Source organism: Serratia fonticola (assembly GCF_001006005.1).
GTDB classification, from domain to species: Bacteria; Pseudomonadota; Gammaproteobacteria; order Enterobacterales; family Enterobacteriaceae; genus Chania; species Chania fonticola.
Genome location: NZ_CP011254.1, coordinates 203177 through 227763, shown reverse-complemented (window position 1 = coordinate 227763; position 24587 = coordinate 203177). Strand labels below are relative to the sequence as shown.

General features: G+C 55.8%; 18 protein-coding genes. 16 read left to right on the top strand and 2 right to left on the bottom strand.

What is annotated here, in order from left to right:
• Nucleotides 1–33: 33 nt before the first annotated feature.
• The 8 genes from WN53_RS00890 to WN53_RS00855 all read left to right on the top strand — a co-directional run bounded on the left by WN53_RS00890 (nt 34) and on the right by WN53_RS00855 (nt 10344).
• Nucleotides 34–1497, top strand: a complete 1464-nt coding sequence (locus tag WN53_RS00890) for a gamma-aminobutyraldehyde dehydrogenase (protein WP_024484262.1) — start codon at nt 34–36, stop codon at nt 1495–1497.
• 118 nt (nt 1498–1615) lie between these two features.
• Entirely contained in the window at nt 1616–2725 is a 1110-nt protein-coding gene (ydcS, locus tag WN53_RS00885; RefSeq protein ID WP_425313909.1) for a putative ABC transporter substrate-binding protein YdcS, read from the top strand.
• A 190-nt stretch (nt 2726–2915) separates the two neighbouring features.
• A complete protein-coding gene (locus WN53_RS00880; RefSeq protein WP_024484260.1) occupies nt 2916–3944 on the top strand; it encodes an ABC transporter ATP-binding protein in 1029 nt (342 codons plus the stop codon).
• Nucleotide 3945: 1 nt separating this feature from the next.
• Nucleotides 3946–4890 carry an ABC transporter permease gene (locus tag WN53_RS00875; RefSeq protein WP_021807702.1) on the top strand — a complete coding sequence of 315 codons (945 nt, stop codon included), beginning with the start codon at nt 3946–3948 and terminating at the stop codon, nt 4888–4890.
• On the top strand, nt 4880–5686 hold the full coding sequence (locus WN53_RS00870; protein WP_021178881.1) for an ABC transporter permease: 807 nt from the start codon (nt 4880–4882) through the stop codon (nt 5684–5686). Before WN53_RS00875 ends, WN53_RS00870 begins: the two co-directional genes overlap by 11 nt.
• A 49-nt stretch (nt 5687–5735) precedes the next feature.
• Nucleotides 5736–7160 (top strand): aminobutyraldehyde dehydrogenase, encoded by a 1425-nt coding sequence (gene patD / locus WN53_RS00865; RefSeq protein WP_024484259.1) that lies wholly within the window; start codon nt 5736–5738, stop codon nt 7158–7160.
• Nucleotides 7161–7255: 95 nt separating this feature from the next.
• The gene (locus tag WN53_RS00860; RefSeq protein WP_024484258.1) at nt 7256–9166 is read left to right on the top strand and encodes an NAD(P)-binding protein; all 1911 of its coding nucleotides are present in this window, start codon (nt 7256–7258) and stop codon (nt 9164–9166) included.
• Entirely contained in the window at nt 9163–10344 is a 1182-nt protein-coding gene (locus WN53_RS00855) for a cytochrome c (RefSeq protein ID WP_024484257.1), read from the top strand. Before WN53_RS00860 ends, WN53_RS00855 begins: the two co-directional genes overlap by 4 nt.
• Before the next feature lie 44 nt (nt 10345–10388).
• On the opposite strand, the gene hmpA is transcribed toward WN53_RS00855, so the two are convergent.
• Entirely contained in the window at nt 10389–11579 is a 1191-nt protein-coding gene (hmpA, locus tag WN53_RS00850; protein WP_024484256.1) for an NO-inducible flavohemoprotein, read from the bottom strand.
• A gap of 341 nt (nt 11580–11920) precedes the next feature.
• Here hmpA and glyA point away from each other — a divergent pair, with 341 nt between their 5' ends.
• Together glyA and WN53_RS00840 are read left to right on the top strand one after the other, a co-directional pair.
• Complete coding sequence (gene glyA, locus WN53_RS00845; RefSeq protein WP_024484255.1) at nt 11921–13174, top strand: serine hydroxymethyltransferase; 1254 nt, start codon at nt 11921–11923, stop codon at nt 13172–13174.
• Nucleotides 13175–13334: 160 nt separating this feature from the next.
• Nucleotides 13335–14486, top strand: a complete 1152-nt coding sequence (locus WN53_RS00840; RefSeq protein WP_024484254.1) for a 3-phenylpropionate MFS transporter — start codon at nt 13335–13337, stop codon at nt 14484–14486.
• On the opposite strand, the gene csiE is transcribed toward WN53_RS00840, so the two are convergent.
• Nucleotides 14483–15748 carry a stationary phase inducible protein CsiE gene (gene csiE, locus WN53_RS00835; protein WP_024484253.1) on the bottom strand — a complete coding sequence of 422 codons (1266 nt, stop codon included), beginning with the start codon at nt 15746–15748 and terminating at the stop codon, nt 14483–14485. The two genes, WN53_RS00840 and csiE, sit on opposite strands and share 4 nt — an antisense overlap.
• A 144-nt stretch (nt 15749–15892) precedes the next feature.
• On the opposite strand from csiE, the gene WN53_RS00830 reads away from it, so the two are divergent.
• The 6 genes from WN53_RS00830 (at nt 15893) to WN53_RS00805 (ending at nt 24489) form a co-directional block, all read left to right on the top strand.
• A complete protein-coding gene (locus tag WN53_RS00830; RefSeq protein ID WP_024484252.1) occupies nt 15893–16561 on the top strand; it encodes a DUF1007 family protein in 669 nt (222 codons plus the stop codon).
• Nucleotides 16552–17574: a nickel/cobalt transporter gene (locus WN53_RS00825; RefSeq protein WP_024484251.1), complete on the top strand. Its 1023-nt coding sequence runs from the start codon at nt 16552–16554 to the stop codon at nt 17572–17574. Before WN53_RS00830 ends, WN53_RS00825 begins: the two co-directional genes overlap by 10 nt.
• A 158-nt stretch (nt 17575–17732) precedes the next feature.
• Nucleotides 17733–19127: a DUF3375 domain-containing protein gene (locus WN53_RS00820; RefSeq protein ID WP_235166952.1), complete on the top strand. Its 1395-nt coding sequence runs from the start codon at nt 17733–17735 to the stop codon at nt 19125–19127.
• Entirely contained in the window at nt 19124–19936 is an 813-nt protein-coding gene (locus WN53_RS00815; protein ID WP_024484249.1) for a DUF4194 domain-containing protein, read from the top strand. The genes WN53_RS00820 and WN53_RS00815 overlap by 4 nt, the downstream gene beginning before the upstream one ends.
• Nucleotides 19920–23309 (top strand): ATP-binding protein, encoded by a 3390-nt coding sequence (locus tag WN53_RS00810; RefSeq protein ID WP_200865460.1) that lies wholly within the window; start codon nt 19920–19922, stop codon nt 23307–23309. The genes WN53_RS00815 and WN53_RS00810 overlap by 17 nt, the downstream gene beginning before the upstream one ends.
• Nucleotides 23299–24489 (top strand): DUF3322 domain-containing protein, encoded by a 1191-nt coding sequence (locus WN53_RS00805; RefSeq protein WP_024484247.1) that lies wholly within the window; start codon nt 23299–23301, stop codon nt 24487–24489. Before WN53_RS00810 ends, WN53_RS00805 begins: the two co-directional genes overlap by 11 nt.
• Nucleotides 24490–24587: the final 98 nt, after the last annotated feature.

Below are 24587 nucleotides of genomic sequence, written 5' to 3'. Positions count from 1 at the left end.
TTGGTTAACGTTTTTGTCACATGAGGCGGCGCAATGGCAGAGTTACAGTTGGTTTCAGGTTTGTCCTGTCGGCAATTCATTAACGGCGAGTCGGTCGAGGGTGAAGGCCATCAGGAGACCATTGTTAACCCTGCCAACGGTGAAACCCTGGTTTCCATTGCTGAGGCAACGCCAACCCAGGTGGGGCAAGCAGTTGCCGCCGCGCAGCAGGCATTTTCCCACTGGTCACGGACCACTCCCGCTTTCCGAGCAACAATCCTGCTGCGTATTGCCGATGCCATCGAACGGCAGGCAGAACATCTGGCGCGCCTTGAAGCGCTGAACTGCGGTAAACCTTTCCATCAGGCACTGAACGACGATCTCCCTGCAGCCATTGACGTATTCCGTTTCTTCGCCGGTGCCGTGCGCACCCAGCAAGGTCAGTTGGCCGGTGAATATGTTGAGGGCCATACCTCAATGATCCGGCGTGACCCGATCGGCGTGGTGGCCTCCATCGCGCCATGGAACTATCCGTTGATGATGGCGGCCTGGAAGATTGCTCCGGCGCTGGCTGCGGGCAACACCGTAGTATTCAAACCCTCCGAACATACCCCATTGACCATTCTGGCCTTGGTGCCTGCGTTGCAGGAAATCCTGCCGCCAGGCGTGTTGAACATTGTCTACGGCGGTGGCGAAGGCGTGGGCAGCCATCTGGTTGGTCATCCGCAGGTTCGTTTGGTTTCCGTTACCGGCGATATCGTTACCGGGCAAAAAATCCTGCAGGCGGCGGTCAAAAGCGTCAAGCGCACCCATCTGGAGCTGGGTGGTAAAGCCCCGGTGATCGTCTGCGACGATGCCGATCTGGATGAGGTCGTCAGCAGCATCCGCACCTTCGGTTACTACAATGCCGGGCAGGATTGCACCGCGGCCTGCCGCATTTACGCCCAGGCAGGCATCTATCCGAAGCTGGTGGAAGCCTTGGGGGAAGCGGTCTCTAGCCTGCGCTTTGCCCGCAAGCGCGACGAAGATAATGAAATCGGCCCACTTATTAGCAGCCGCCAGCGTGACCGGGTGGCCAGCTTTGTCGAACGGGCTCTCAGCCAGCCACATATCGAATTGATCACTGGCGCGGCGGCGCACTCTGGCCCCGGCTTTTACTACCAGCCCACGCTATTGGCTGGCTGCCTGCAAACCGATGAAATCGTCCAGCGTGAAGTGTTTGGCCCGGTGGTCAGCGTGACGCGTTTCGACACCCTGGAGCAGGCGGTGACCTGGGCCAACGACTCCGAATACGGTTTGGCCTCCTCTGTGTGGACACAGAATATCGACCGCGCGCTGCACATCGCGGCGCATTTGCAATATGGCAGCACCTGGATCAATACCCACTTTACGCTGGCGAGCGAAATGCCCCACGGTGGCTTAAAGCGCTCCGGCTACGGCAAAGATCTCTCCAGCGATTCATTACAGGATTACAGCGTTGTCCGGCACGTGATGGCGAAGTTCAAGGCTTCCTTCTAGCCACTCGGCCGATAAAAAATCGGCGGCAACCGTTTCTTGCCGCACTTTAAACATACGCAACACCGAGGTAATTACGATGGGAAAAACACACGCAATCACCACAGTCACCGCGCTCTGTATGACGATCCTTTGCGGTATGGCTCAGGCCGCCGATGCGCCGCAGCAGTTGGGCAAAGGGGAAGGGCGGTTGGACATCATCGCCTGGCCCGGTTACATCGAACGTGGTCAGTCCGACAAGAATTACGACTGGGTGACCCAGTTTGAGAAACAGACCGGCTGTGCGGTGAATGTGAAAACCGCTGCGACCTCTGATGAAATGGTCAGCCTGATGGCGAAAGGCGGTTACGATCTGGTGACCGCTTCCGGCGATGCCTCGTTGCGCCTGATCTTCGGCAAGCGCGTGCAGCCAATCAATACCGCGCTGATCCCTAACTGGAAGAATATCGACCCACGCCTGTTGAACGGCCCTTGGTACAACGTGGCGGGCAAAACCTATGGTACGCCGTATCAGTGGGGGCCAAACCTGCTGATGTATAACACCAAAACCTTCCCGACGCCGCCAGACAGCTGGGCCGTGGTGTTCCAGCAACAAAACCTGCCGGATGGCAAGACCAATCAGGGTCGGGTGCAGGCTTACGACGGTCCAATCTATATCGCCGATGCGGCTCTGTTCCTGAAGGCGACTCAACCTCAGCTCGGTATCACCGATCCTTACCAACTGAACGAAGAGCAGTATCAGGCGGCACTGAAACTGCTGCGCAGCCAGCATGCGTTGATCCACCGCTACTGGCATGACACCTCGGTACAGATGAGCGATTTCAAAAACGAAGGCGTGGTGGCCTCCAGCGCCTGGCCATACCAGGCCAACGCCCTGAAAGGCGAAGGCCAGCCTATCGCTACCGTATTCCCGAAAGAAGGGGTTACCGGCTGGGCGGATACCACCATGTTGCACGCCGAGGCTAAGCATCCAAGCTGCGCCTACCAGTGGATGAACTGGTCGCTGGAACCGAAGGTACAGGGTGACGTTGCGGCCTGGTTTGGTTCGTTACCAGCAGTTCCAGCCGGTTGCAAAGCCAGCACCCTGCTCGGTGACAAAGGGTGTGAAACCAACGGCTTCAACCAGTTCGACAAGATTGCCTTCTGGAAAACGCCACAGGCTGAGGGCGGCAAGTTCGTCCCTTATAGCCGTTGGACCCAGGACTACATCGCCATCATGGGCGGTAGATAACCCTCATTGTTCTCACCTGAGAGCGCCAGACGGCTGCCTCTCCCTTTGGGAGCGTTGGGGTGAACAACTGGACTACATCGCCATTACGGGCGGTAGATAACCACCACCGTTCTCACCTACGAGTGCCTGACGGCCCCCTCTCCCTGTGGGAGAGGGTTGGGGTGAGGGGCAACATTTTGGAGCGTACATCATGACCATTGCAGTGCAATTTATCGATGTCTCGCGCATTTTCGGCGATGTTCGCGCCGTAGATCGGGTTTCTGTTGAAATACAGGACGGCGAGTTTTTCTCCATGCTTGGGCCTTCTGGCTCGGGTAAAACCACCTGCCTGCGGTTGATCGCCGGTTTTGAGCAACTGAGTTCGGGCTCCATCCGCATTCATGGGCAAGAGGCCAGCAATCTGCCGCCTTATCAGCGCGATGTGAATACCGTATTCCAGGACTATGCGCTGTTCCCACACATGTCGGTGCTGGAGAACGTGGCGTACGGGCTGATGGTGAAAGGCGTTGCCAAGCGTGAGCGGCTGGCGCGGGCGAATCAGGCGTTGGAAAGCGTGGCGTTGGGATTCGCCGCCGAGCGCAAACCGGCGCACCTTTCGGGTGGCCAGCGTCAGCGCGTAGCTCTGGCCCGTGCATTGGTTAATCGTCCACGCGTCCTACTGCTGGACGAGCCGCTCGGGGCGTTGGATCTGAAACTGCGCGAGCAGATGCAGGGGGAGTTGAAGAAGCTGCAACGCCAACTCGGCATCACCTTTATCTTCGTCACGCACGATCAAAGCGAAGCCCTGTCGATGTCCGATCGGGTGGCGGTATTTAACAATGGCCGCATTGAGCAGGTAGATGCGCCTCGCGAACTGTATATGCGGCCAAGAACGCCGTTTGTTGCCGAGTTTGTCGGCACGTCCAACGTGGTACGCAGCGCACTGGCGGAGCGGTTGCTGGGGCAATCGGCCACCTTCTCGATCCGCCCAGAGCATATCCGCCTGTTGGATCAAAGCGGGGCAGCGCAGGGGGAAGTTCAGGTTCAGGGTACCTTGCAGGATATCCATTACCAAGGAGCGGCGACACGCTATGAAATCGCCCTGAGCAGCGGTGAGAAACTGCTGGTCAGCCAGGCTAACCCACAGTGGCAGGCCGTGGCACAGCAGCGCCTGATCGGTCAGCCGGTCACCGCCTGTTGGGCCAGAGAGGCAATGGTACCGCTGCTGGAGGAGAGGTGAGATGGACATGAGCATCGAGCAGCCGGCAGCGCCCGGCGGTAAAATTCGCGCGATTTCAACCTATCTGTACCGCAAGCCAACGCTGTATCTGCTGCTGTTGCTGGTGCCACCGCTGCTGTGGTTTGGGGCGGTGTATCTTGGCTCGCTGCTGACCTTGCTGTGGCAGGGTTTTTACACCTTCGACGATTTCACCATGACGGTGACGCCGGATCTGACCTTCGCCAACCTGAGCGCGCTGTTCAACCCGGCCAACTACGACATCATCGTCCGTACACTGACCATGGCGGTAGTAGTTTCGCTGGCCAGTGCGGTATTGGCCTTCCCGATCGCCTATTACATGGCCCGATACACCAGCGGCAAGGTGAAGGCGTTCTTTTATATCGCCGTGATGATGCCGATGTGGGCCAGCTACATCGTTAAAGCCTATGCCTGGACGCTGTTGCTAGCGAAGGACGGCGTGGCGCAGTGGTTCCTGCAACATATGGGGCTAGAGCCGGTATTGGCGAGCATTCTGAGCATTCCCGGCGTTGGGGGTAATACGCTATCCACTTCCGGTCTTGGGCGCTTCCTGGTGTTTGTCTATATTTGGCTGCCGTTCATGATCTTACCGATCCAGGCGGCGTTAGAGCGCTTGCCGCCTTCGTTACTGCACGCTTCTGCGGATCTGGGCGCGCGCCCGTCCCAAACGTTCCGCTATGTGATCCTGCCGCTGGCGGTACCGGGTATCGCAGCCGGTTCCATCTTCACCTTTTCACTGACGCTGGGCGACTTTATCGTGCCACAGCTGGTGGGGCCGCCGGGCTATTTTATCGGCAGCATGGTGTATGCCCAACAGGGGGCGATCGGCAATATGCCGATGGCGGCCGCCTTTACGCTGGTGCCGATCGTCCTGATCGCCATTTATCTCTCGATTGTGAAACGCCTGGGGGCCTTCGATGCACTCTGAACGCGCGCCGTTAGGGCTGAAACTGGCCGCCTGGGGTGGCCTGATCTTCCTGCACTTCCCGATAGTGATTATCGCCATGTACGCCTTCAATACTGAAGACGCGGCGTTCAGCTTCCCACCGCGGGGCTTTACACTGCATTGGTTCAGCGTGGCGGCGGGGCGGCAGGACATTATTGATGCGGTACTGCTTTCGGTACAGATCGCCTGCCTGGCCACGGCGATTGCGCTGGTGCTCGGCACTCTGGCCGCCGCGGCCCTGTATCGCCGGGACTTCTTCGGCAAGGACAGCATTTCGTTGCTGCTGCTGTTACCTATTGCCTTGCCGGGGATTGTCACCGGTCTGGCATTGCTGGCGGCCTTCAAGGCGCTGAATATCGAACCGGGGATCATGACGATCGTCATCGGTCATGCCACCTTCTGCGTGGTGATCGTGTTCAACAACGTGATCGCCCGCTTCCGCCGTACCTCACACAGCCTGATCGAAGCCTCGATGGATTTGGGAGCCGATGGCTGGCAGACCTTCCGTTACGTGATCTTGCCTAACCTTGGCTCGGCACTGTTGGCGGGGGGCATGCTGGCGTTTGCCCTGTCATTCGACGAAATCATTGTGACCACCTTCACCGCCGGGCACGAACGTACGCTGCCGCTGTGGCTGCTGAACCAGCTGGGCCGCCCACGTGATGTGCCGATCACCAACGTGGTCGCGCTGTCGGTGATGGTATTGACGATGTTCCCGATCCTGGGCGCGTACTACCTGACCAAAGGCGGAGAGAGCGTCGCCGGTAGCGGAAAGTAATGCCTCAATCCCTAAATAGCTGATGCCAATATTTTCAAAGGATAACCTTATGCAAAGCCAACTGCTGATTAATGGTCAACTGGTTACCGGCCAGGGCGAAAAGTTGCCGGTCTACAACCCGGCGACGGGAGAAGTGATTGTGCAGGTGGCCGAGGCCAGCGCACAGCAGGTTGAAGAGGCCGTGCAGGCCGCCGATGCGGCGTTTGAACAGTGGGGGCAAACCACCCCGAAAGAGCGCGCCGAACACTTACTGGCGCTGGCGGACGTGATTGACCAACATGCGGAAACCTTCGCCAAGCTGGAGTCCCTCAACTGTGGCAAGCCTTATCACTGCGCGCTGAATGACGAACTGCCAGCGGTAGCCGATGTCTTCCGCTTCTTCGCCGGTGCCAGCCGTTGCCTGAGTGGCATGGCTGCCGGTGAATATTTGGCCGGCCATACCTCGATGATCCGCCGCGATCCGCTGGGCGTGGTGGCTTCGATTGCTCCCTGGAACTACCCGCTGATGATGGCCGCCTGGAAGTTGGCACCCGCGTTGGCGGCAGGGAACTGTGTGGTGATCAAACCTTCTGAACAGACGCCGCTAACCACCTTCAAGCTGGCCGAACTGGCCGCTGGCGTGTTCCCGCCGGGCGTGCTCAACGTGCTGTTTGGCCGTGGTGCCAGCGTGGGCGATGTGCTGACCGGCCACGACAAGGTGCGGATGGTGTCTCTTACCGGCTCTATTGCTACTGGCGAACATATCATTGCTCATACCGCGCCAAGCATTAAACGTACGCATATGGAGCTGGGGGGCAAAGCGCCGGTAATCGTCTTCGATGATGCCGATATTCAGCAGGTTGTTGACGGCATCCGCACCTTCGGCTTTTACAATGCCGGGCAGGATTGCACCGCCGCCTGCCGGATCTATGCGCAAAAAGGCATTTACCCACAACTGGTGAAAGCGCTGGGTGAAGCGGTGGCCAGCTTGAAGATCGGGCCACCGGAGGACAGCAGTACCGAATTAGGGCCGTTGATCACTTCCCAGCATCTGGAGCGGGTGATTGGCTTTGTTGAGCGGGCCAAAGCACTGCCTCATATCCAGGTGGTCACCGGGGGCGAAAAAGTCGCTGGCCCTGGCTTCTATTTCCAACCAACGCTGTTGGCAGGCGCGCGCCAGGAAGATGAGATCGTCCAGCGTGAAGTGTTTGGCCCGGTAGTGACGGTGACGGAATTCGACGACGAGGCGCAGGTGCTGGCCTGGGCCAACGCCTCCAATTACGGCTTGGCTTCCTCTTTGTGGACGCGTGACGTAGGGCGTGCCCATCGCCTGAGCGCGCGTTTGCAGTATGGCTGCACCTGGGTGAACACTCACTTTATGCTGGTGAGCGAAATGCCGCACGGCGGGCAGAAGCTGTCTGGCTATGGCAAAGACATGTCGATGTACGGACTGGAGGATTACACCACCATTCGCCACGTCATGTTCAAACACTAATCTGCTTGATCTGACAGGATTTATACGCACAATAACGCGGCTCTCAGGCTGGCTTCGGCTGGCCTGATAATAATAAAGAATAAAAGGACGCTTTTATGGCTATCACCCGTCGCGATTTTTTAAATGGGGTGGCGATCACCATCGCCGCTGGGCTAACGCCGATGCAGATCCTCCGCGCATCGCCGCAAGCCGCCCATCAAACCCTGTATTACCCACCCGCGTTAACTGGTCTGCGTGGCAATCACCCAGGCTCATTCGAACATGCCCATCAGTTGGGGCGTGATGGCAAAACCTTTGATTTTGGCAGCCTGCCGATCGAGGAAGAATTCGATCTGGTGGTCGTCGGCGCTGGCATCAGTGGCTTGGCGGCGGCCTGTTTCTGGCAGCAGATGAAGGGCAAACAGCAACGTATTTTGCTGATTGATAACCATGATGACTTTGGCGGCCACGCCAAGCGTAACGAATTCAGCAGCGAGAACGGCACCCTCCTCGGCTACGGGGGCAGCGAATCGTTACAGTCGCCACGTTCCAACTTCAGCCCGGTAGCCATGGGGCTATTGAAAAACCTGGGCGTTAGCCTGGACGGTATGGAAAAGGCCTTCGACACTACTTTCTACCCGGATCTGAATCTCAGCCGTGGCGTCTATTTCGATCGCCAGAACTTTGGCGTTGATAAGGTGGTGAGTGGCGATCCGGGCCGAGTGGTGGCGGATGATATTCCGCGTGACCGCCTCAATGGTCGCTCTTATGAAGATTTTATCAACGACTTCCCGTTGCCGCAGGCCGATCGCCAGGCCTTGATTGCGCTGCACACCGTTGAAAAAGACTACCTGCCGGGCCTGAGCCAGGAAGAGAAGATGGCCTGGTTGGACAAGCACAGCTATAGCCAGTTCCTACGCGAGAAAGTGGGGCTGAGCGAAATGGCGATCCGCTATTTCCAGCAAACCACCAACGATTTTCAGGCCGTCGGCATTGATGCGACCTCATGCAGCGATGCCCGAATCTGTGATCTGCCGGGCCTGAACGGCATGAACCTGCCGCCGCTGGATGAGGAATCGCAGGCCGATCTCGACGATCCCTATGTGTTCCACTTCCCGGATGGCAATGCCACGCTGGCTCGCCTGATGGTGCGCCATTTGATCCCGGCGGTGGCACCGGGTGGCAAAGATATGAACGACGTCATCCTGGCAAAGTTTGATTACAGCCAGTTGGATCGCCCCGAGTCACCGGTGAAACTACGCTTGAACAGCACCGGGCTGCACGTGGCCAACGTGGGTGATAAGGCCGAGGTGGCCTATATTAACGGCGAGAAGATGGTCAAAGTACGTGCCGGGCAGGTGGTGATGGCCGGTTACAACATGATGATCCCTTATCTGATCCCGGAAATGCCTCACGAGCAGCAAGAGGCGCTGAAGCAGAACGTCAAATCGCCGTTGGTGTACAGCAAGGTGGTGATCCGCAACTGGCAGCCGTTTATCAAACTGGGGGTGCACGAAGTCTATGCCCCGACTGCGCCTTATAGCCGGGTGAAACTGGACTACCCGGTAAGCATGGGGGGATATCAGCACCCACGCGATCCAAACCAACCTATCGGGCTGCATATGGTGTATGTGCCAACATTGCCCGGCAGCGGCCTTAGCCCGCGTGAACAGTCGCGCAAAGGAAGAGCGCTGTTGCTAGGAACTCCGTTTGAGGTACACGAGCAGATGATCCGTGAACAGTTGCAGGGCATGTTAGGTGATGCCGGATTTGATCATCAGCGGGATATTCAGGCGATCACCGTCAACCGCTGGTCGCACGGTTACTCCTATTTCCTCAACGGCATGTTCGATGATGAAGATGGATCCCAAAAGATTATCGAAACCGCACGCCAGCCGATCGGCAAGATCGTCATTGCCAATTCCGATTCCGACTGGAGCCCCTATGCCAACTCGGCGATCGATCAGGCTTGGCGAGCAGTGAATGAACTGGCTTACGGCAAAGTGGCTGCCAAGGAGGGGGTATGACATTACGTCCGTTGTATCTGATGCTGTTACTGGCTGGTGGCTCGGCTCACGCCATGTCCGCCGGTGAATATGTGGCCAAGGCAGGGGACTGTACGGCTTGCCATACGGCTCCGGGTGGTAAGGAACTGGCGGGTGGGATGAAGTTCCCCACGCCGGTAGGGGATATCTATGCCACCAACATCACGCCGGATAAGCAGCAAGGTATTGGCAGCTACAGCTTTGAAGAGTTCGACCGTGCCATGCGGCAGGGCGTGGCCAAAGATGGGCATCGCCTGTATCCCGCCATGCCTTATACCTCCTACGCCAAAATGAGCGAGCAGGACATGCGCGCTCTGTATGACTACCTGATGCACGAAGTCCCGGCGCAAGGCACTGCCAACCGGGAAAGCGATATCAGCTGGCCGTTGTCCATGCGTTGGCCGTTAGCGGTATGGAATACGCTGTTCCATGAAGACCAAACCTATCAGCCAGACAGTAAGCAAAGCGCCCAGTGGAACCGCGGCGCCTACCTGGTGCAGGGGTTGGGCCACTGTGGCAGTTGCCATACTCCGCGCGGCTGGGCGATGCAGGAAAAAGGGCTGGATAACCAATCCGCTGAGTTCCTGAGCGGCGCAGAGTTGGATGGTTGGTATGCGCCGAGCCTGCGTGGGTTGAAGCCGGATGATGTGGTTGCGCTGCTGAAAAGCGGCCGTAGCCAACATGCGGCAGTGGCCGGGCCAATGAGCGACGTCGTGGCGCACAGCACGCAATACCTCAGTGATGACGACTTAAAGGCTATCGCGCAGTATGTACACAGCCTGGAGATAGAGGCACCGAAACCTGTAGCAACTACGGCGGCATCAAGCGCGAGCATGGCTTCTGGCGGGCAGATCTATGCGATGTACTGTTCAACTTGCCATGGCAATAAGGGGGAGGGGAGCGACAATGTCATACCTGCTCTGGCGGGCAATCTGTCGGTGACGGCGGATAATCCGCTGACTGCGTTGCGCGTGGTGCTGGAGGGCGCTCATACGCCTGTCACCCAACATGCCACGGCGATCGTTATGCCGGGCTATGGCTGGGTGCTCAACGATCAGAAGGCTGCCGATCTGATGAGCTATCTGCGCGGGAGCTGGGGGAACCAGGCTGCGCCGGTAACGGCGGAGCAGGTACGGGATGCTTGGAAGCGGACTAAATAACAGGGTGTAGGGGCGCAGCATTGCTGAGCCCCTTACCTGAAGCCTTACAGCACCTTATGCGGGCCGAAGCATTCGTAGTGGATACGTTCGGCCTCCACACCCATCTCAAGCAACTGCTTACCCACGTGCTGCATAAACGGCACCGGGCCACAGAAGTAGTAATGCATCTGCGGATCGCTCAACTCGCTACGCAATGCGCTCAGATCCATCAGGCCCTGGCTGTGATAATCGCGGCCCTGCACATCATCGGCATTGGGTTCACGATACCAGACATGACGGCTCAGATTAGGCATACGCCCGGCGATATCCGCCACTTCGTCGGCAAAAGCATGCACCGAGCCGTTTTCTGCTGCATGCAGCCAGTGGATGTTGGCCGGATGCTGATTGTCGTGCAGGGTGTTAAGCATCCCCAGCATTGGCGTTTGGCCAACACCTGCCGAGATTAATGCCACCGGCATAGTAGGTTCTACCTGCAGGAAGAAATCGCCGTGTGGTGCCGCGAGATGAATGATATCGCCTTCTTTGGCCTGTTGATGCAGGAAGTTGGAAACGGCGCCCTGTTCCTCACGTTTGACCGCGATACGGTAATATTCCCCGTTCGATGCGGTGGTGAGTGAATACTGGCGGATCTCCTGATGTTGCAGGCTACCATCGTTAATATAAACCGCCAGATACTGACCCGGCTGGTAATCGGCCACGCGGCCGCCGTCTACCGGTGCCAGTATAAAGCTGGATATGACCTCGCTCTGCGGCTGTTTTTTCACGATGCGGAAGGCTCGCAAATCACGCCAGCCGCCGTCACTCTTTTCCGTTTCCTGATAAATCTGGCCTTCACGCTGAATAAACACGTTGGCCAGCACCCCGTAGGCTTTTCCCCAGGCATCAAGCACTTCCTGACCAGGGCTGAGCATTTCGTCCAACGTGGCTAACAGGTGGTGGCCGACAATCTGATACTGATCGGGCTGGATATTGAAGCTGGCGTGCTTCTGGGCAATGCGTTCTACCGCAGGCAGCAGGGCGGCCAGGTTTTCCAGATTGCTGGCGTAAGCGCAGATAGCATCGAACAACGCCTGGCGCTGATCGCCGTTACGCTGGTTGCTCATATTGAAAATATCTTTCAATTCAGGGTTATGAGCAAACATGCGATCGTAGAAGTGGGCGGTCAGTTTGGGGCCGGTTTCGGCTAACAGGGGGATGGTCGATTTAACGGTGGCGATGGTTTGACTATCCAGCATGGTGAGGCTCCTTGGGGATGTTTTTATGATTATCTAATAGATGCATTTTATATGCATCTTATGAAATTTTCTCATGCTTGTAAATATCCCTGTTGTTGTTGCGGGGTTGTTAACCGTCGATCGCCTTCACAGAACTTGAAAAAAGCGCATTTTGTTGATGAGTAAAACTCCGTTGCCAAAATGCGTCCTTTAAGGGTTCAAAGCCTTACGCCACCTGATGCCAATCGTTTGCGTAAAAACCTCTGTCAAGACCTATCTTCGATAGGCCGAAACGGTTTACACTGTGGCCCAGCACCCATAGGGGTAAATTAAGCTAGCTGATTTCAGTCAGGAGATGCCGGATGTTAAAGCGTGAAATGAACATTGCTGATTATGATGCCGAACTGTGGCATGCAATGGAGCAGGAAGTGGTGCGTCAGGAAGAGCACATTGAGCTGATTGCGTCTGAGAACTACACCAGCCCGCGTGTGATGCAGGCCCAGGGTTCCCAACTGACCAACAAATACGCAGAAGGCTATCCGGGCAAGCGTTACTACGGCGGTTGCGAATACGTTGATATCGTTGAGCAACTGGCGATCGATCGCGCCAAAGAGCTGTTCGGTGCCGACTATGCCAACGTGCAGCCGCACTCTGGTTCTCAGGCTAACTTTGCCGTTTATACCGCACTGCTGCAGCCGGGTGACACCATCCTGGGGATGAATCTGGCACACGGCGGCCACCTGACGCACGGTTCACCGGTGAACCTGTCCGGTAAGCTGTATAACGTGGTGCCTTACGGCATCGATGAATCCGGGCAGATTGACTATAACGATCTGGCCAAACAGGCGCAGACCCACAAACCAAAAATGATCATCGGCGGCTTCTCGGCCTTCTCCGGTGTGGTTGATTGGGCAAAAATGCGTGAAATCGCTGACAGCATCGGTGCTTACCTGTTCGTGGATATGGCACACGTGGCTGGCCTGATTGCCGCTGGCGTTTACCCGAACCCGGTTCCTCATGCTCACGTCGTGACCACCACCACTCACAAAACGCTGGCAGGTCCGCGTGGCGGCCTGATCCTGGCCAAAGGTGGTGATGAAGATCTGTACAAGAAGCTGAACTCTGCCGTCTTCCCAGGTGGCCAGGGCGGCCCGCTGATGCACGTGATCGCGGGTAAAGCGGTAGCGTTGAAAGAAGCGATGGAGCCTGAGTTCAAGGTTTACCAGCAGCAAGTGGCCGATAACGCCAAAGCGATGGTGAAAGTGTTCCTGGATCGCGGTTACAAAGTGGTTTCTGGCGGCACCTACAACCACCTGTTCCTGCTGGACCTGGTCGATAAGAACCTGACCGGTAAAGAAGCCGATGCCGCGTTGGGCCGCGCTAACATCACCGTTAACAAGAACAGCGTGCCAAACGATCCGAAGAGCCCGTTTGTGACCTCTGGCATCCGTCTGGGTACCCCAGCGGTGACTCGCCGTGGCTTTAAAGAAGCCGAAGTGCGTGAACTGGCTGGCTGGATCTGTGACGTGCTGGACAACCTGAACGACGAAGCCACTATCGAACGTACCAAGAAGAAAGTGCTGGATATCTGCGCTCGCTTCCCGGTTTACGCCTAAGTACTTCGATTGGTTTGCAGATAAACCCGCTTCGGCGGGTTTTTTTGGCTTTGTTGCAGCGAAACTGTGAACTGCTTTGCACTCTAGCCCTTTGAGCATGAAGGAAGATTGCTGCAAGGTGTGAGCTCTGTCAAAGTATTGCCCTCATCCTGGAGGGAACATGGTTCTGCAATCAACGCGTTGGCTCGCTCTCAGTTATTTCACGTACTTCTTTTCCTATGGCATCTATCTACCGTTTTGGAGCGTTTGGTTAAAAGGTGAGGGCATACCGCCTGAAACCATCGGTATCTTGCTCGGCGCTGGCTTGGTAGCGCGCTTCCTGGGTAGCCTGCTGATTGCTCCACGCGTAAAAGATCCCTCATATTTAATCACTGCGTTGCGTTTGTTGGCATTGCTCTCTCTGGCGTTTGCCGTCGGCTTCTGCTTCGGTAATGGTTGGGCCTGGCTGATATTGGTGATCGCCGGTTTTAACCTGTTCTTCTCCCCGCTGGTTCCCCTGACCGATGCGTTGGCTGCCACCTGGCAACGGCAGATCACTCTGGACTATGGCCGGGTGCGGCTGTGGGGATCGCTGGCCTTTGTGATCGGCTCGGCGTTAACCGGCAAGCTGGTGTCCGTTTGGGGCCATAATGCGATTTTGATCAGCCTGCTGGTCAGCATCCTGGCGATGCTGGTGGGCATGTTGCTGAAACCGAGCGTGCAGCCACAAGGTGAGGCTCGGGCGCAGAATGAACCTAGCCGCTCCTGGCGTGAACTGCTCAGCGAAGGGCCAGTCTGGCGTTTTCTGCTGTGCGTGACGCTGTTGCAAGGGGCACATGCCGGTTATTACAGCTTTGCCTCTATCTATTGGGAAGAGGCGGGTTATTCTGCGGCGACTATCGGCTACCTGTGGTCTTTGGGCGTGGTCGCCGAAGTGGTTATCTTTGCCAGCAGCAATTTCCTGTTCCGCCGCTGGAACGCGCGTAATCTGCTGTTACTTTCCGCAGTATGCGGTCTGTTGCGTTGGGGGTTGATGGCAACCACGACGGAAATCGGCTGGCTGTTGCTGGTGCAGGTGCTGCACTGTGGTACCTTCACGGTCTGCCATCTGGCGGCAATGCGCTTTATTGCGGCGCGTCAGGGGGCAGAAGTCATCCGTCTGCAGGCGGTTTATTCGGCGCTGGCGATGGGCGGCGGCATTGCCGTGATGACCGTGGTGGCCGGCTTCCTATTCGAGCATTATCAGGGCGGAGTGTTCTGGGTGATGGTCGCGGTGGTGGTGCCAGCGCTGTTTATTCGCCCACCGGCGGTGGCGGTTAACAGCAGCCGCTAATGGCTTTCCAGCAGCGCACGGATCGCCTTGCGCTGCTGACGCTCCAGCGGCAATTCGGTAATAATCAGTGTGGGTGGTTGCTCCTGGCTCGGTGTGGCATAGGGGCTGATCACCAGCGTAATCCCTTGTGGCGCGCCTGCGAGCAGATAATCGTGCAACGGCTGATATTTGATATTCAACGGTAATAGCGTCAGTTCGCGGATCTGATATTCCACTTCTTCTTCCAACTGCGGGTTATCCAGCGTCAGCAACAGTATCTGCTTTTCCTGCAGCGCGTTGCCCTGCATCAACCAGGCACCAAAGCTGATCGCCACTAGCCCTGCTTCTTCCCGCGAAAATTGAATCTCATATTCTTGTTCAAACGGTGCTAATGCCTCCTGCGTGGTGCGCATCAGACGGGGATATTTACGGACCACCTCTTCCAGTAGCGTATTGTCGATGCCGATAGCAAACCTGCAGCGTTCCACGGCAGGGGCCAAATGGGCAAACAGCTGGCTGATTAACCCCTCCTGGCTGCTGAAATGCATGCCGGAGATCTGCTGGAAGCGTTCCACCACCTGCCCGATGGCCGCCATCAAGCGTTGGTCCTCTGGCGAATCGCTGCTCTGGTAGCTGTGACTTTTCAGCAGGGTAAACATCAACGCCAGGAAGTCGCATTCTCTACTATCACCGAGCTGGCCAAATAGCTGATTCAGCGCTTGATGCAGTTCCGCTGCCGCCAGGTGCTCTGGCTTGCTTTGCAGCCACTCATGCTGGCGGCGATCAAATTGAGGATGGCGCTGATGCTGGCTAGCCCAGACGCAATAACAAAGATAGTGTTGCAAAAACAGTCGGTCACGCTGCTCAAAACGGCGGTTAAGGCGCTGTTCACATTGGTTGATGCACAATTCCAGTGCCGGAAGCTGTTGGTGCTGAAGCTGCATCGCCCGCTGAAACTGAGGGCCAAAGTGTTGTTCGACAAACTCAGGGCTGCAACGCAAGGCTCGCCGTAGCCATTGGAGCAGACACAACCGTAGATCCAGCGCGCTGCCCTGGATCTGGTAGCCTTCGTCGGGATCGCCGCTGATTTCCAGATGATGGAAATGCTGGATCTCGCTGGCAACCTCGGCTATATCTTGCCGGGTAATGAGCAGGTCTACGCCGTTGATTTGGCCGATTGTCTCCAGTTGTACCGAGGGCACTGGCGCATACAGCATCAGCAGTAAATGACAGCGCCGTTGTTGACCGGAGAACTCAGGCGCAGAAGAAGTCTCCAGGCTCATATCACCTTCTGGCAGGTCGTGTTTAAATTATGTTTAAGCATAGCAAAAGGCTCTGCGGGGCGTGGCAGTTGCCCCTGCTTTTACTTCGGCTTACTACTTTCGTCACAGTTATTCGGCTTGTTCACGCCGGTTGAGGTTTTGTTGATGTTATATTATAACAATAAAAAGTATGCTTGGATGATGAAACTCCGCGCCCTGGTGGCCTGCTTGGTAATGATGATCAGCATGGGGGCACTGGCCCACCCACACAGTTTTATCGATATGAACACCACTTTTGTGGCTAAGGATCAGAAGCTGACCGGTTTAAAAATGGTTTGGGTAATGGATGAGATCACCTCGGCGGATCTGCTGTATGACGCAGAAAATGCCAACAGCGATTCAGAAGTCTGGAAAAAACTGGCGGCGGAAGTGATGGCTAACGTCCTCGGGCAGCACTATTTCACCGATATTTACCGCGCAGGCAAACCGGTGAAATACCTCAACTTGCCAACCGAATACCATCTATCCCGGCAGGGCCATAAAGCCGTGCTGGAGTTTGTGTTGCCGCTGGCGGAGCCACAGCCGCTGGTGGGGAAGCCGTTTGAGATTGCCACCTACGATCCCACCTATTTTGTGGACATGACCTATCAGGATCAAAAGGCGCTGCATTTGCCGCCAGAAATGGCCAAGCAGTGCAAATTCAGCCTGATGACACCAAAGCCAAATGAGTCGTTGCAAGCCTACGCACTGTCTCTCGATAAGAACGACTCGCCAGGCGAAGATATGGCGTTGGGGCAACAGTTTGCCCAGCGGGTGACGTTAACATGTCAGTAAACCTCAGCCAGGCCAGCAAACCTCAGCGCCATTGGGCCTTCAGCCTGTGGCCGTTGTTGCTGTTCTTCATTTTGCTGGCTGCGGTGGCTCAGTGGGTTTGGCATTACTGGCCGCAGTTGTTGATGCAAAGCGTGGTGTGGCAGAAAGGGCTACATCAGGAAATGGCGGCGTTGCTGCAACAGGTAAAAGCGGATCCCCAGCAAGCGGGAGTGGCGCTGATGTTGTTCAGTCTAGGCTATGGCGTATTGCATGCCCTGGGTCCGGGCCACGGTAAAGTGGTGATCGCCACCTATCTGGCTACCCACCCGGCACGGTTGAAAAGCAGCCTGAAGCTGACGTTTGCCGCCTCCGTGGTGCAGGGATTGGTCGCGATTGCCCTGGTCACGCTAGTGCTGGTGGTGCTGCAGCTCTCTTCCCGCCAGTTGCATCAAAGTAGTTTCTGGCTGGAGAAGGGCAGTTTTATTCTGGTGATCCTGCTCGGCGTCTTGCTCAGTTGGCGGGCATTAAAGCGCTTGTTTATGGCGGTGAAAGCCATGCGGCCTCGGCCTGTGCTGCGCATCAACAGCTTGCAGCCTTTGCCAGCCGATCATGTGCATAGCGCGAATTGTGGTTGCGGCCACCGGCATTTGCCGAGCGATGAGGAACTGCAAGCCGGCAATGATTGGCGTACCAAAACGGCGATTGTGCTGGCAATGGGGCTACGGCCTTGCTCCGGGGCGATCCTGGTATTGCTGTTTTCCAAGGTGATCGGCGTTTTTACCTGGGGCGTGTTGTCGGCACTGGCCATGGCACTGGGGACCTCGATCACAATTTCCGGATTGGCGCTGTTGGTGCATTACAGCCGTAAGTTGGCGATACGCCTCAGCCGTCAGCGCGCACCGGCAGCCTGGAGTGCGGTTGCTTGGGGTACGTTGGCGTTAGCCGGAGGTTTGATTCTGCTGTTTGCCGGTGTGCTGCTGTACGTCAGCGCTCAGCCGGAATTTGGTGGCGGGATACGACCTTTTTCCCGTTGATCGCGAGATTAAATATTGAACAAAGAGCTAACATAAGTAAAATAACCTAATGTAATCCCTCAGGATTTCTTATAAGGAAAGAGAGGTTTATCATTAGTTTCTATGAGTTCCAAGCCAGATTCCGGCGTATCTATCAGGAAAATATTGCCTGGAAGTTATTGCGCGCAGATAACGCCCCGTTGATATTGGCTTTCGTCGCCGATCTGTTCAGTGAAGAAAATGAAGTGCCCTATGGGCGAGCCCGCATTCTGTTGGAAAGCATCCTTGAACAGTGCCGCCTCCAGGGCATTTGGATCACCGAAAGTCCAGCGACCAGCTATCTGAACCAATGGATCCAGGCAGGGTGGTTACGTGAGTTGGACGGCCAACTGACCAAAACCGATGCCTGTGAGACAGCCCTACGCTTCAGCCTCTCCTTAGATCAGCACAATGCCACCACCACAGCCTCACATTTACGCATCGTACAAGATGCGGTACGTGATTTTGTCATTTCTATTTCCCCCAATCCCGATCGCCGTTTGGCGGTGCTTGAGCAGAAGAGGCGTGAAATTCAGCGCGAAATCGATGCGGTTAAGGCCGGAGTGATCGTTGAGCTGTCACCTTCTCAGCAACGAGAGCGCTTACGGGAAATCTATCAGTTGGCTTCGGTGCTGACGGGGGATTTTCGCCGTGTCGAAGACGAAATCCGCACCATGGATAAAGATATTCGTATCCAGATGATCGAACAGGGAGCAAGCCGAGGGGAAGTGCTATTGGCGGTGCTGGAAAAAGAACAGCTATTGACCGAGACCGATGCTGGCAGTGCCTTCGAGGGGTTTTTCCAATTATTGTGCGATCAAAACCGTACGACGGAATTTCGTGAGCAGTTACAGGTGATCCTGAATCTCCCGGTCGCAGAATCATTAACGGCCCAGCAGAAGCAGTTTCTTGGGCAACTGATGCGTGAGCTGAGCCGTGAAAGTGAACGGGTATTTCTGATCCGCCGTAAGACCGAAGAGAGCTTGCGTGCTTATATCGAAAGCGGGACATTGTCTGAACAGCGCGCGGTGGATCGTCTGTTGGGGCGGCTGGAGCGGTTGGCGATCCGCTTCAAGGAAGACCAGAACAGCTTGAAAATCAGCACCTCGGTACGTCTACCCACTGGGCATATTCGCTTTTACTCGCCAGATGCGCTGCTGCTGAAGTCTCCCGATGAGCAGTTGGATACCTCTGGCGTAGAAGTTCAAACCAACGGCAGCATTCCCAGCGACGATATGCTGGACTATCTGGACACGGTAAGAATGCTCGAAGTGGCGCAGTGCCTGCTGGAACTATTGCAACGTGGTGGCCCTATGACCCTTGCCGCATTGGCACAGCAGCAGCCGTTAGAGATGGGGCTGGAAGAGTTGGTTGCCTGGTTGCGCGTTGCCAAAGCGGTGAAAGCGACAGAGCTGGATGAAAAGGAAACCATAATGGTGACGGATAAACAAGGTGTGCAACTGAATGCGGTGATACCCGGCTATCTGCTGAGTGCGGCCATGTTTCCCGCGAACTTGGGGGAGCTGGCGCTGTGAGCGAAGAGAAAGTGTCATCAGGCGATTTACTGGATCGCATGCGGCGTTTAAGCCAGCTTAGCAAAGAGCAACGGGAACGCACTCCTGAGCCTGAACCCGTGGCAAAATTGCCGGAAGAGCGGTTGGATTTGGAGCTGGATTTGGTGGTACCAGAGCTTGCTACCGCTGAACCAGAGATAACGGAAGTTGATACCGAGGTGTTAGCTCCGGAGATCCGGCGTACTCTCGTTAGCCTGCTGCGTGTTGGCGTCGTACTGGCCGCGCAAAAGCCCAAGCTGTTTGAAGCCTTATGTCGCCATCAGGCCGTCATCGGTAATCACCTGGCCAATATGTATCTACGTTTATTGCTGGATGAACCGGGCGGAGTGGCTTTTGTCCTGCAGCAAGATCTGGAGGAAGATGAAGAGACGGAAACCATTTCCCTGATTAACCGCCGGACCTTGTCCTTGTATGACACCTTACTGCTGTTGGTACTACGCAAGCATTATCAGGAGCGGGAACGCGCAGGCGAACAGCGTGTGATCATTGACATTGAGCGTATCGAAAGCCACCTGACGCCCTTTCTGCCGTTAACCAATAACAGCAAGGCGGATAGAAAGAAGCTGAATTCGGCGTTAGATAAAATGGCCGAGCGCTATATTTTGTCGGCGATCCGTGGTGAGAGTGAGCGCTATGAAATTACCCCGGTCATTCGTTATGTGGTCAATGCGGCATTTTTGGAGGCTATGCTCGAAGAGTATGAGCGGCTGGCTCTGAACGCGGAAACCTCTCCGGCTAACAAGGAGGAAGCAGATGATGGCGAAGAGTGAACAATTGACGCTGGCTGGTGCTGATTGTGGGCAAATCAGACTGGCTGAGTTATCCGTCTATAACTGGGGCTCATTTCACCAACTGCATACGGCCGTCATCGATCCGTTGGGCACGCTGGTGACCGGGGATAACGGGTCAGGTAAATCGACGCTGATCGATGGCCTGATGGCGCTGCTGCTGCCCGCGGGTAAAGCCTCGTTTAATATTGCCGCGGCGCAGGGGGATCGCACCGATCGTTCGCTGGTGTCCTATATGCGCGGTAGTTTCGGCTCGGAGCATGACGGAGCCAAAACGCGGGTCAAAAGCAAGCGTGAAGGGCCAGTGCTTACCGCATTAAGGGCGTTATACCGTGCCGACGATGGCTCTTGCATCGTGTTGGCAGCGCTATTCTGGACCACCAAACACAGCCACGCGCTGGCGGACATTAGCCGGATCTATCTGGTGGCCCGGCGCGATGTCGCCTTGAAAGAGCTGTTAGATCGCTTTGGTGAAGGCAACGTACGTGGCTTGAACCAATGGTTGAAAGAAGATCCCGCCATTACGCCATGCGGCGATAATTTTAGTGATTATCAGGAAACTTACCGGCGCTGCCTGCATATGGAAAATAAAAATGCTCCGGCATTGCTGGCGCGGGCGCTGGGTTTAAAGAAAATCGATGATTTAACCGAATTGATCCGTGAACTGGTGTTGGAAGCCAGCGGTGTTAAAGACGATGCCCGCCGAGTGGTGGATGAGTTTGCCGATCTGGTGGCGATCCATGAACGTTTGCTGGATGCTCGCAATCAGCGGGATCACCTGATCAGATTCCCCGATTTAGATCGTAGCTTGCGCAGCAGTGAAGCGGAGATCAAACGGCTGACGGCCCAGCTTGATGCCTTACCGGTTTACATGGGGGAATGTGGTTTTCGCCTGTGGGATAGCCGGATCAAAGGGTTACAAAACCAACTGGACGCGCTGGCGCTGGAAATCAGGCAGTTGGATCGCGATGAGCAAGAAACCCAGGAGCAGGTTGAAAAAACGCATACGGATTATATTAACGCCGGTGGCGACCGGATCGAAATCATCAAACAAGAGTTGGCGCAGGCTCAGCGTCAACTGGAAAGCGTGGGAGTTAAAGCCTCGGAGTATCAGCAAGAGGTTAAAGCGCTGGGGCTGGAGACTAGCCTGCGTGAAGGTGTCTTTCTGCATAATCAGGCGATTTCGCGGGAAAAGCTGCAAACCATTAGCGATGAAAAGCGCGCAGCTCAAGATGGATTTGGCGCGCTGAGCGCCGAGTTGGCAAACTTGCAGGGGCAGTTGCGCCAACTTGAACAGGAATTGGAAGGGATACGCGCCCGGCCCGATTCGAATATCGATCTGCGTTTCCAACGTTTGCGTGACGAAATGGTGGCTGCCTTGGCGTTGCCACGTGAACAATGTCTGTTTATTGGGGAGCTGTTGGATGTTGACCCGGATCAGCAACATTGGCAGGGGGCTATAGAACGGGCATTGGGCGGTATACGCACGACGCTAGCCGTGCCGGAGGCGAGTTTTCATTTAGTGACCCGCTGGCTGAATCAGCGCCATACCGGGCTTCATGTTCGAGTGCAGGTGGTTCGGGAAGCTGTCGCGTCAGCCCAGCCCGCGTTCCATCATGATGGCTACCTGCATAAATTAACCTGGCGCGAGCATCCTTACCGCAGCTGGCTGCAACACCATCTGGCGCGTTTTGATTTGCACTGTGTCGATACGGTCGAAACCCTGGATGCCACCGCATTTTCCATGACTCAGCAAGGGTTGATCCATCGCGACCAAGGTCGTTTTGAGAAAAAGGATCAGCATAAGGTTGACGATCGGCGGGCATGGCAACTGGGGTTTTCTAACCAGACGCGTATTGCGTTGTTAGAGCAGGATATCAAGTCATCAGGCAGTGAGCTGAGCAAAACGCAAAAGGCGCTGGAATCGGCGCGCATCGATCTGGATGAGGTGAACCAGCGGGAGGCTTTGTGGCAAAAGCTGCCTCGCTATCGTTGGGAAGATATCGATGCTCCGTTGTGGCAAGGCAAGGTTGGCCGGATTGAGCAGCAGCTTAATCAGTGGGTGGCTTCGGGGAGCGATCTCCAGCAGTGTAAAGCACGTTGGGAAGAGGCCAAGCAGCGTTTAGCCACCTTGCGGGGAGAGAAAGACCGCAAGAATGCCAGCCAAGGCGGGTTGGATAACGAAAAAGCCAACGCGCAGCGCGAGCAGGATAAAGCCAGCAAGGCTGCTGAGCCTGGGATGGAAGACGAAGTGCGTCTTCTGCTGCAACAACGAGTCGGGGCTTTGGACGACGCGGAGCTGTCTCAACTGGCGTTTTTGGCTGAATCACATCGCAAGCGGTTGGTGACAGCTCAGGATAAAGCCAGCGATCGCAAGAACACTGCCCTACGGGAAGCGGTGGGCAGCATGTCATCCTTCCGTACCAAGTGGGAAATTATCGCAGGCAGTTGGGGAGCCGGTGTCGACAGCCTGCCCGAGTATTTGCAACACCTCGAACAGTTGGAGCGCGAAGGTCTGCCAGCCTTGGTGGAGCAGTTCAAAGCACGTCTAAACAAGCACGCCACCCAGTCAATGGTGCGTATTCGTCAGCGCATTGATGCCGAACGCGATGATATTCTGGAGCGGATTGCGACGATCAATAAAGTGCTGGCTCGCACCGAGTTCCGGGCCGGGAGCTACTTGAAGTTGGGTACCAAGACCGAACTGTATCCTCATGTGCAGGATTTTAATCGCCAGTTGGATAAGGTTTTCGCTCAGGCAACCAGTGACGATCATCTGGCCCGCTATCAGCAGCTAAGGCTGGTGGTAGGGATCCTCGAGAAAGCCAGCAATCCGGTTTCTTCGGGAACGCAGGAAAGCCTGCGCCTGTTGGATGCGCGTTATCAAATGTCTTTCTTTGCCGAAGAGCGAGATATGGCCAATCATGAGGTGCGTGACGTCCTGCTATCTTCGGGCGGTAAATCCGGTGGAGAGAAAGAATCCTTCGCTGGCACTATTGTCGCCGCCAGCCTGGCCTATGTGTTGACGCCCGAAGGCCAGGATCGGCCGGTTTACTGTACGGTGTTTCTGGATGAGGCCTTTTCCAATACGGCGGAGGCCGTCAGCCGCCGGGTATTGCAGGTCTTCCGTGAGTTGCACATTCACGTCAATATCATTACGCCCTATAAGAACCTCAACCTGGCGCGTGAATCTGCGCGCTCTTTACTGATTGCCGAACGTGATGCCAAGAACCATGAAAGCCGCCTGTGTGAAGTCACCTGGGCGGAAATCGATCGGCGCTTGGATACGGCACGCCAACGCCGTGCGCAAAACCTGGGCATCGAATTGACCGAGGTTGGCCAACATGGCGGATGATTGGGGGCGTTTGCCTGAGCAGGCTTATGCCATGATCTCGAAGCGTGAGTGGTTTCACCGGGGCAATTTGAAAGCCCGTCTTTTAGGGGAACGCCCTTTTCCCATACGCGTTTCGCTGAAACCACCGACGAATCGGGCAATATTAGCTGACCTGGCCCATTTTCAGCGTTACGTCGGTGCCTGGCGGCAATTTCCGCAGCAGCAATGGCTTGAGTGGGAAGAACGTAATTATCGAACGTTAGGGAGCCAGCGGGTGCCGATGGCGTTGGTGCTTGAGGATATCACCAGCTTGTTGGCTTATCTGGGGAAAGAGGCGCAAGCCCGCAGCGATAGCTGGGTACGAAATATGGCGCCATTATTGGCGATAGAGGCCAAATTGTACCCGGTATTGGTGAATTACCTGGAGTTATTAGCCTCGTTATCCCCAATAGATATTCAGCGGTTACAGCAGTTAATTCCTCAGCTTAAACCCGGCATGGGGAATGGCCAGTATCTGCGTGCTTTACCGCTGCAAGGCGTTGATACCAAATTTGTCGAGCAATATGTTCGCTTGATTAGCGATCTGCTCGATTGCCTGCATGATGGAGCGATCGAAGCACAAGGTGGTTTGGCTAACTGGCTGGATGTTAAAGGCAATCATAAAGGCTGGTTAACGGTACGCCCGCTATGCGCCGCCGCGCAGGCCAGGCTGGGGGGATTAGGGTTGTTGCAGTTAACGGTGGATGAGCTGCGACAACAACCGTTACCGGCCAAACATATTCTGGTGGTGGAGAATGTGCAGTCAGGATTGGGATTACCCTTATTGGCAGATACGATAGCGGTATCCGGCGGAGGGAAGAATGTCAGTTGGCTGGATGCACCCTGGCTGGCCGATAAACAGGTCGCTTACTGGGGCGATATCGACTCGTGGGGATTGCATGTGTTGAGCGATGCCCGCAGCAAATTGCCACAACTGACGGCTCTAATGATGGATCATACTACCGTGATGCGTTATTCAGCGATGATGGTTGATGAGGATTCTTCGATGACCGTAGTGCCAACGCACCTGACGGCGGATGAACTAGTGCTGTTTGAGGCGTTGATCGCGGGAAATTACCCAGGAACGCGTTTGGAGCAGGAGAAGCTGGCGCCGGATTATATCCAACAGCGACTCAGTGAATGGTTGAGCAGTTTGCAGTAGAAAACGTGCTTGTTATTAAACGGGCTCAGCATGCTGAGCCCCTACGGCCGAATCCTACAAATTCAGCAGCATTGCCGACAACCCCACCGGCTCAAAAC

What these genes read in the sequence shown, in the direction of transcription:
- WN53_RS00860 (WP_024484258.1), top strand. Translation starts at nt 7,256, where the DNA reads ATGGCTATCACCCGTCGCGATTTTTTAAATGGGGTGGCGATCACCATC.
- WN53_RS00880 (WP_024484260.1), top strand. Translation starts at nt 2,916, where the DNA reads ATGACCATTGCAGTGCAATTTATCGATGTCTCGCGCATTTTCGGCGAT.
- ydcS (WP_425313909.1), top strand. Translation starts at nt 1,616, where the DNA reads ATGACGATCCTTTGCGGTATGGCTCAGGCCGCCGATGCGCCGCAGCAG.
- WN53_RS00855 (WP_024484257.1), top strand. Translation starts at nt 9,163, where the DNA reads ATGACATTACGTCCGTTGTATCTGATGCTGTTACTGGCTGGTGGCTCG.
- WN53_RS00840 (WP_024484254.1), top strand. Translation starts at nt 13,335, where the DNA reads ATGGTTCTGCAATCAACGCGTTGGCTCGCTCTCAGTTATTTCACGTAC.
- WN53_RS00805 (WP_024484247.1), top strand. Translation starts at nt 23,299, where the DNA reads ATGGCGGATGATTGGGGGCGTTTGCCTGAGCAGGCTTATGCCATGATC.
- WN53_RS00870 (WP_021178881.1), top strand. Translation starts at nt 4,880, where the DNA reads ATGCACTCTGAACGCGCGCCGTTAGGGCTGAAACTGGCCGCCTGGGGT.
- WN53_RS00825 (WP_024484251.1), top strand. Translation starts at nt 16,552, where the DNA reads ATGTCAGTAAACCTCAGCCAGGCCAGCAAACCTCAGCGCCATTGGGCC.
- WN53_RS00875 (WP_021807702.1), top strand. Translation starts at nt 3,946, where the DNA reads ATGGACATGAGCATCGAGCAGCCGGCAGCGCCCGGCGGTAAAATTCGC.
- WN53_RS00890 (WP_024484262.1), top strand. Translation starts at nt 34, where the DNA reads ATGGCAGAGTTACAGTTGGTTTCAGGTTTGTCCTGTCGGCAATTCATT.
- WN53_RS00810 (WP_200865460.1), top strand. Translation starts at nt 19,920, where the DNA reads ATGATGGCGAAGAGTGAACAATTGACGCTGGCTGGTGCTGATTGTGGG.
- patD (WP_024484259.1), top strand. Translation starts at nt 5,736, where the DNA reads ATGCAAAGCCAACTGCTGATTAATGGTCAACTGGTTACCGGCCAGGGC.
- csiE (WP_024484253.1), bottom strand. Translation starts at nt 15,748, where the DNA reads ATGAGCCTGGAGACTTCTTCTGCGCCTGAGTTCTCCGGTCAACAACGG.
- hmpA (WP_024484256.1), bottom strand. Translation starts at nt 11,579, where the DNA reads ATGCTGGATAGTCAAACCATCGCCACCGTTAAATCGACCATCCCCCTG.
- WN53_RS00830 (WP_024484252.1), top strand. Translation starts at nt 15,893, where the DNA reads ATGTTATATTATAACAATAAAAAGTATGCTTGGATGATGAAACTCCGC.
- glyA (WP_024484255.1), top strand. Translation starts at nt 11,921, where the DNA reads ATGTTAAAGCGTGAAATGAACATTGCTGATTATGATGCCGAACTGTGG.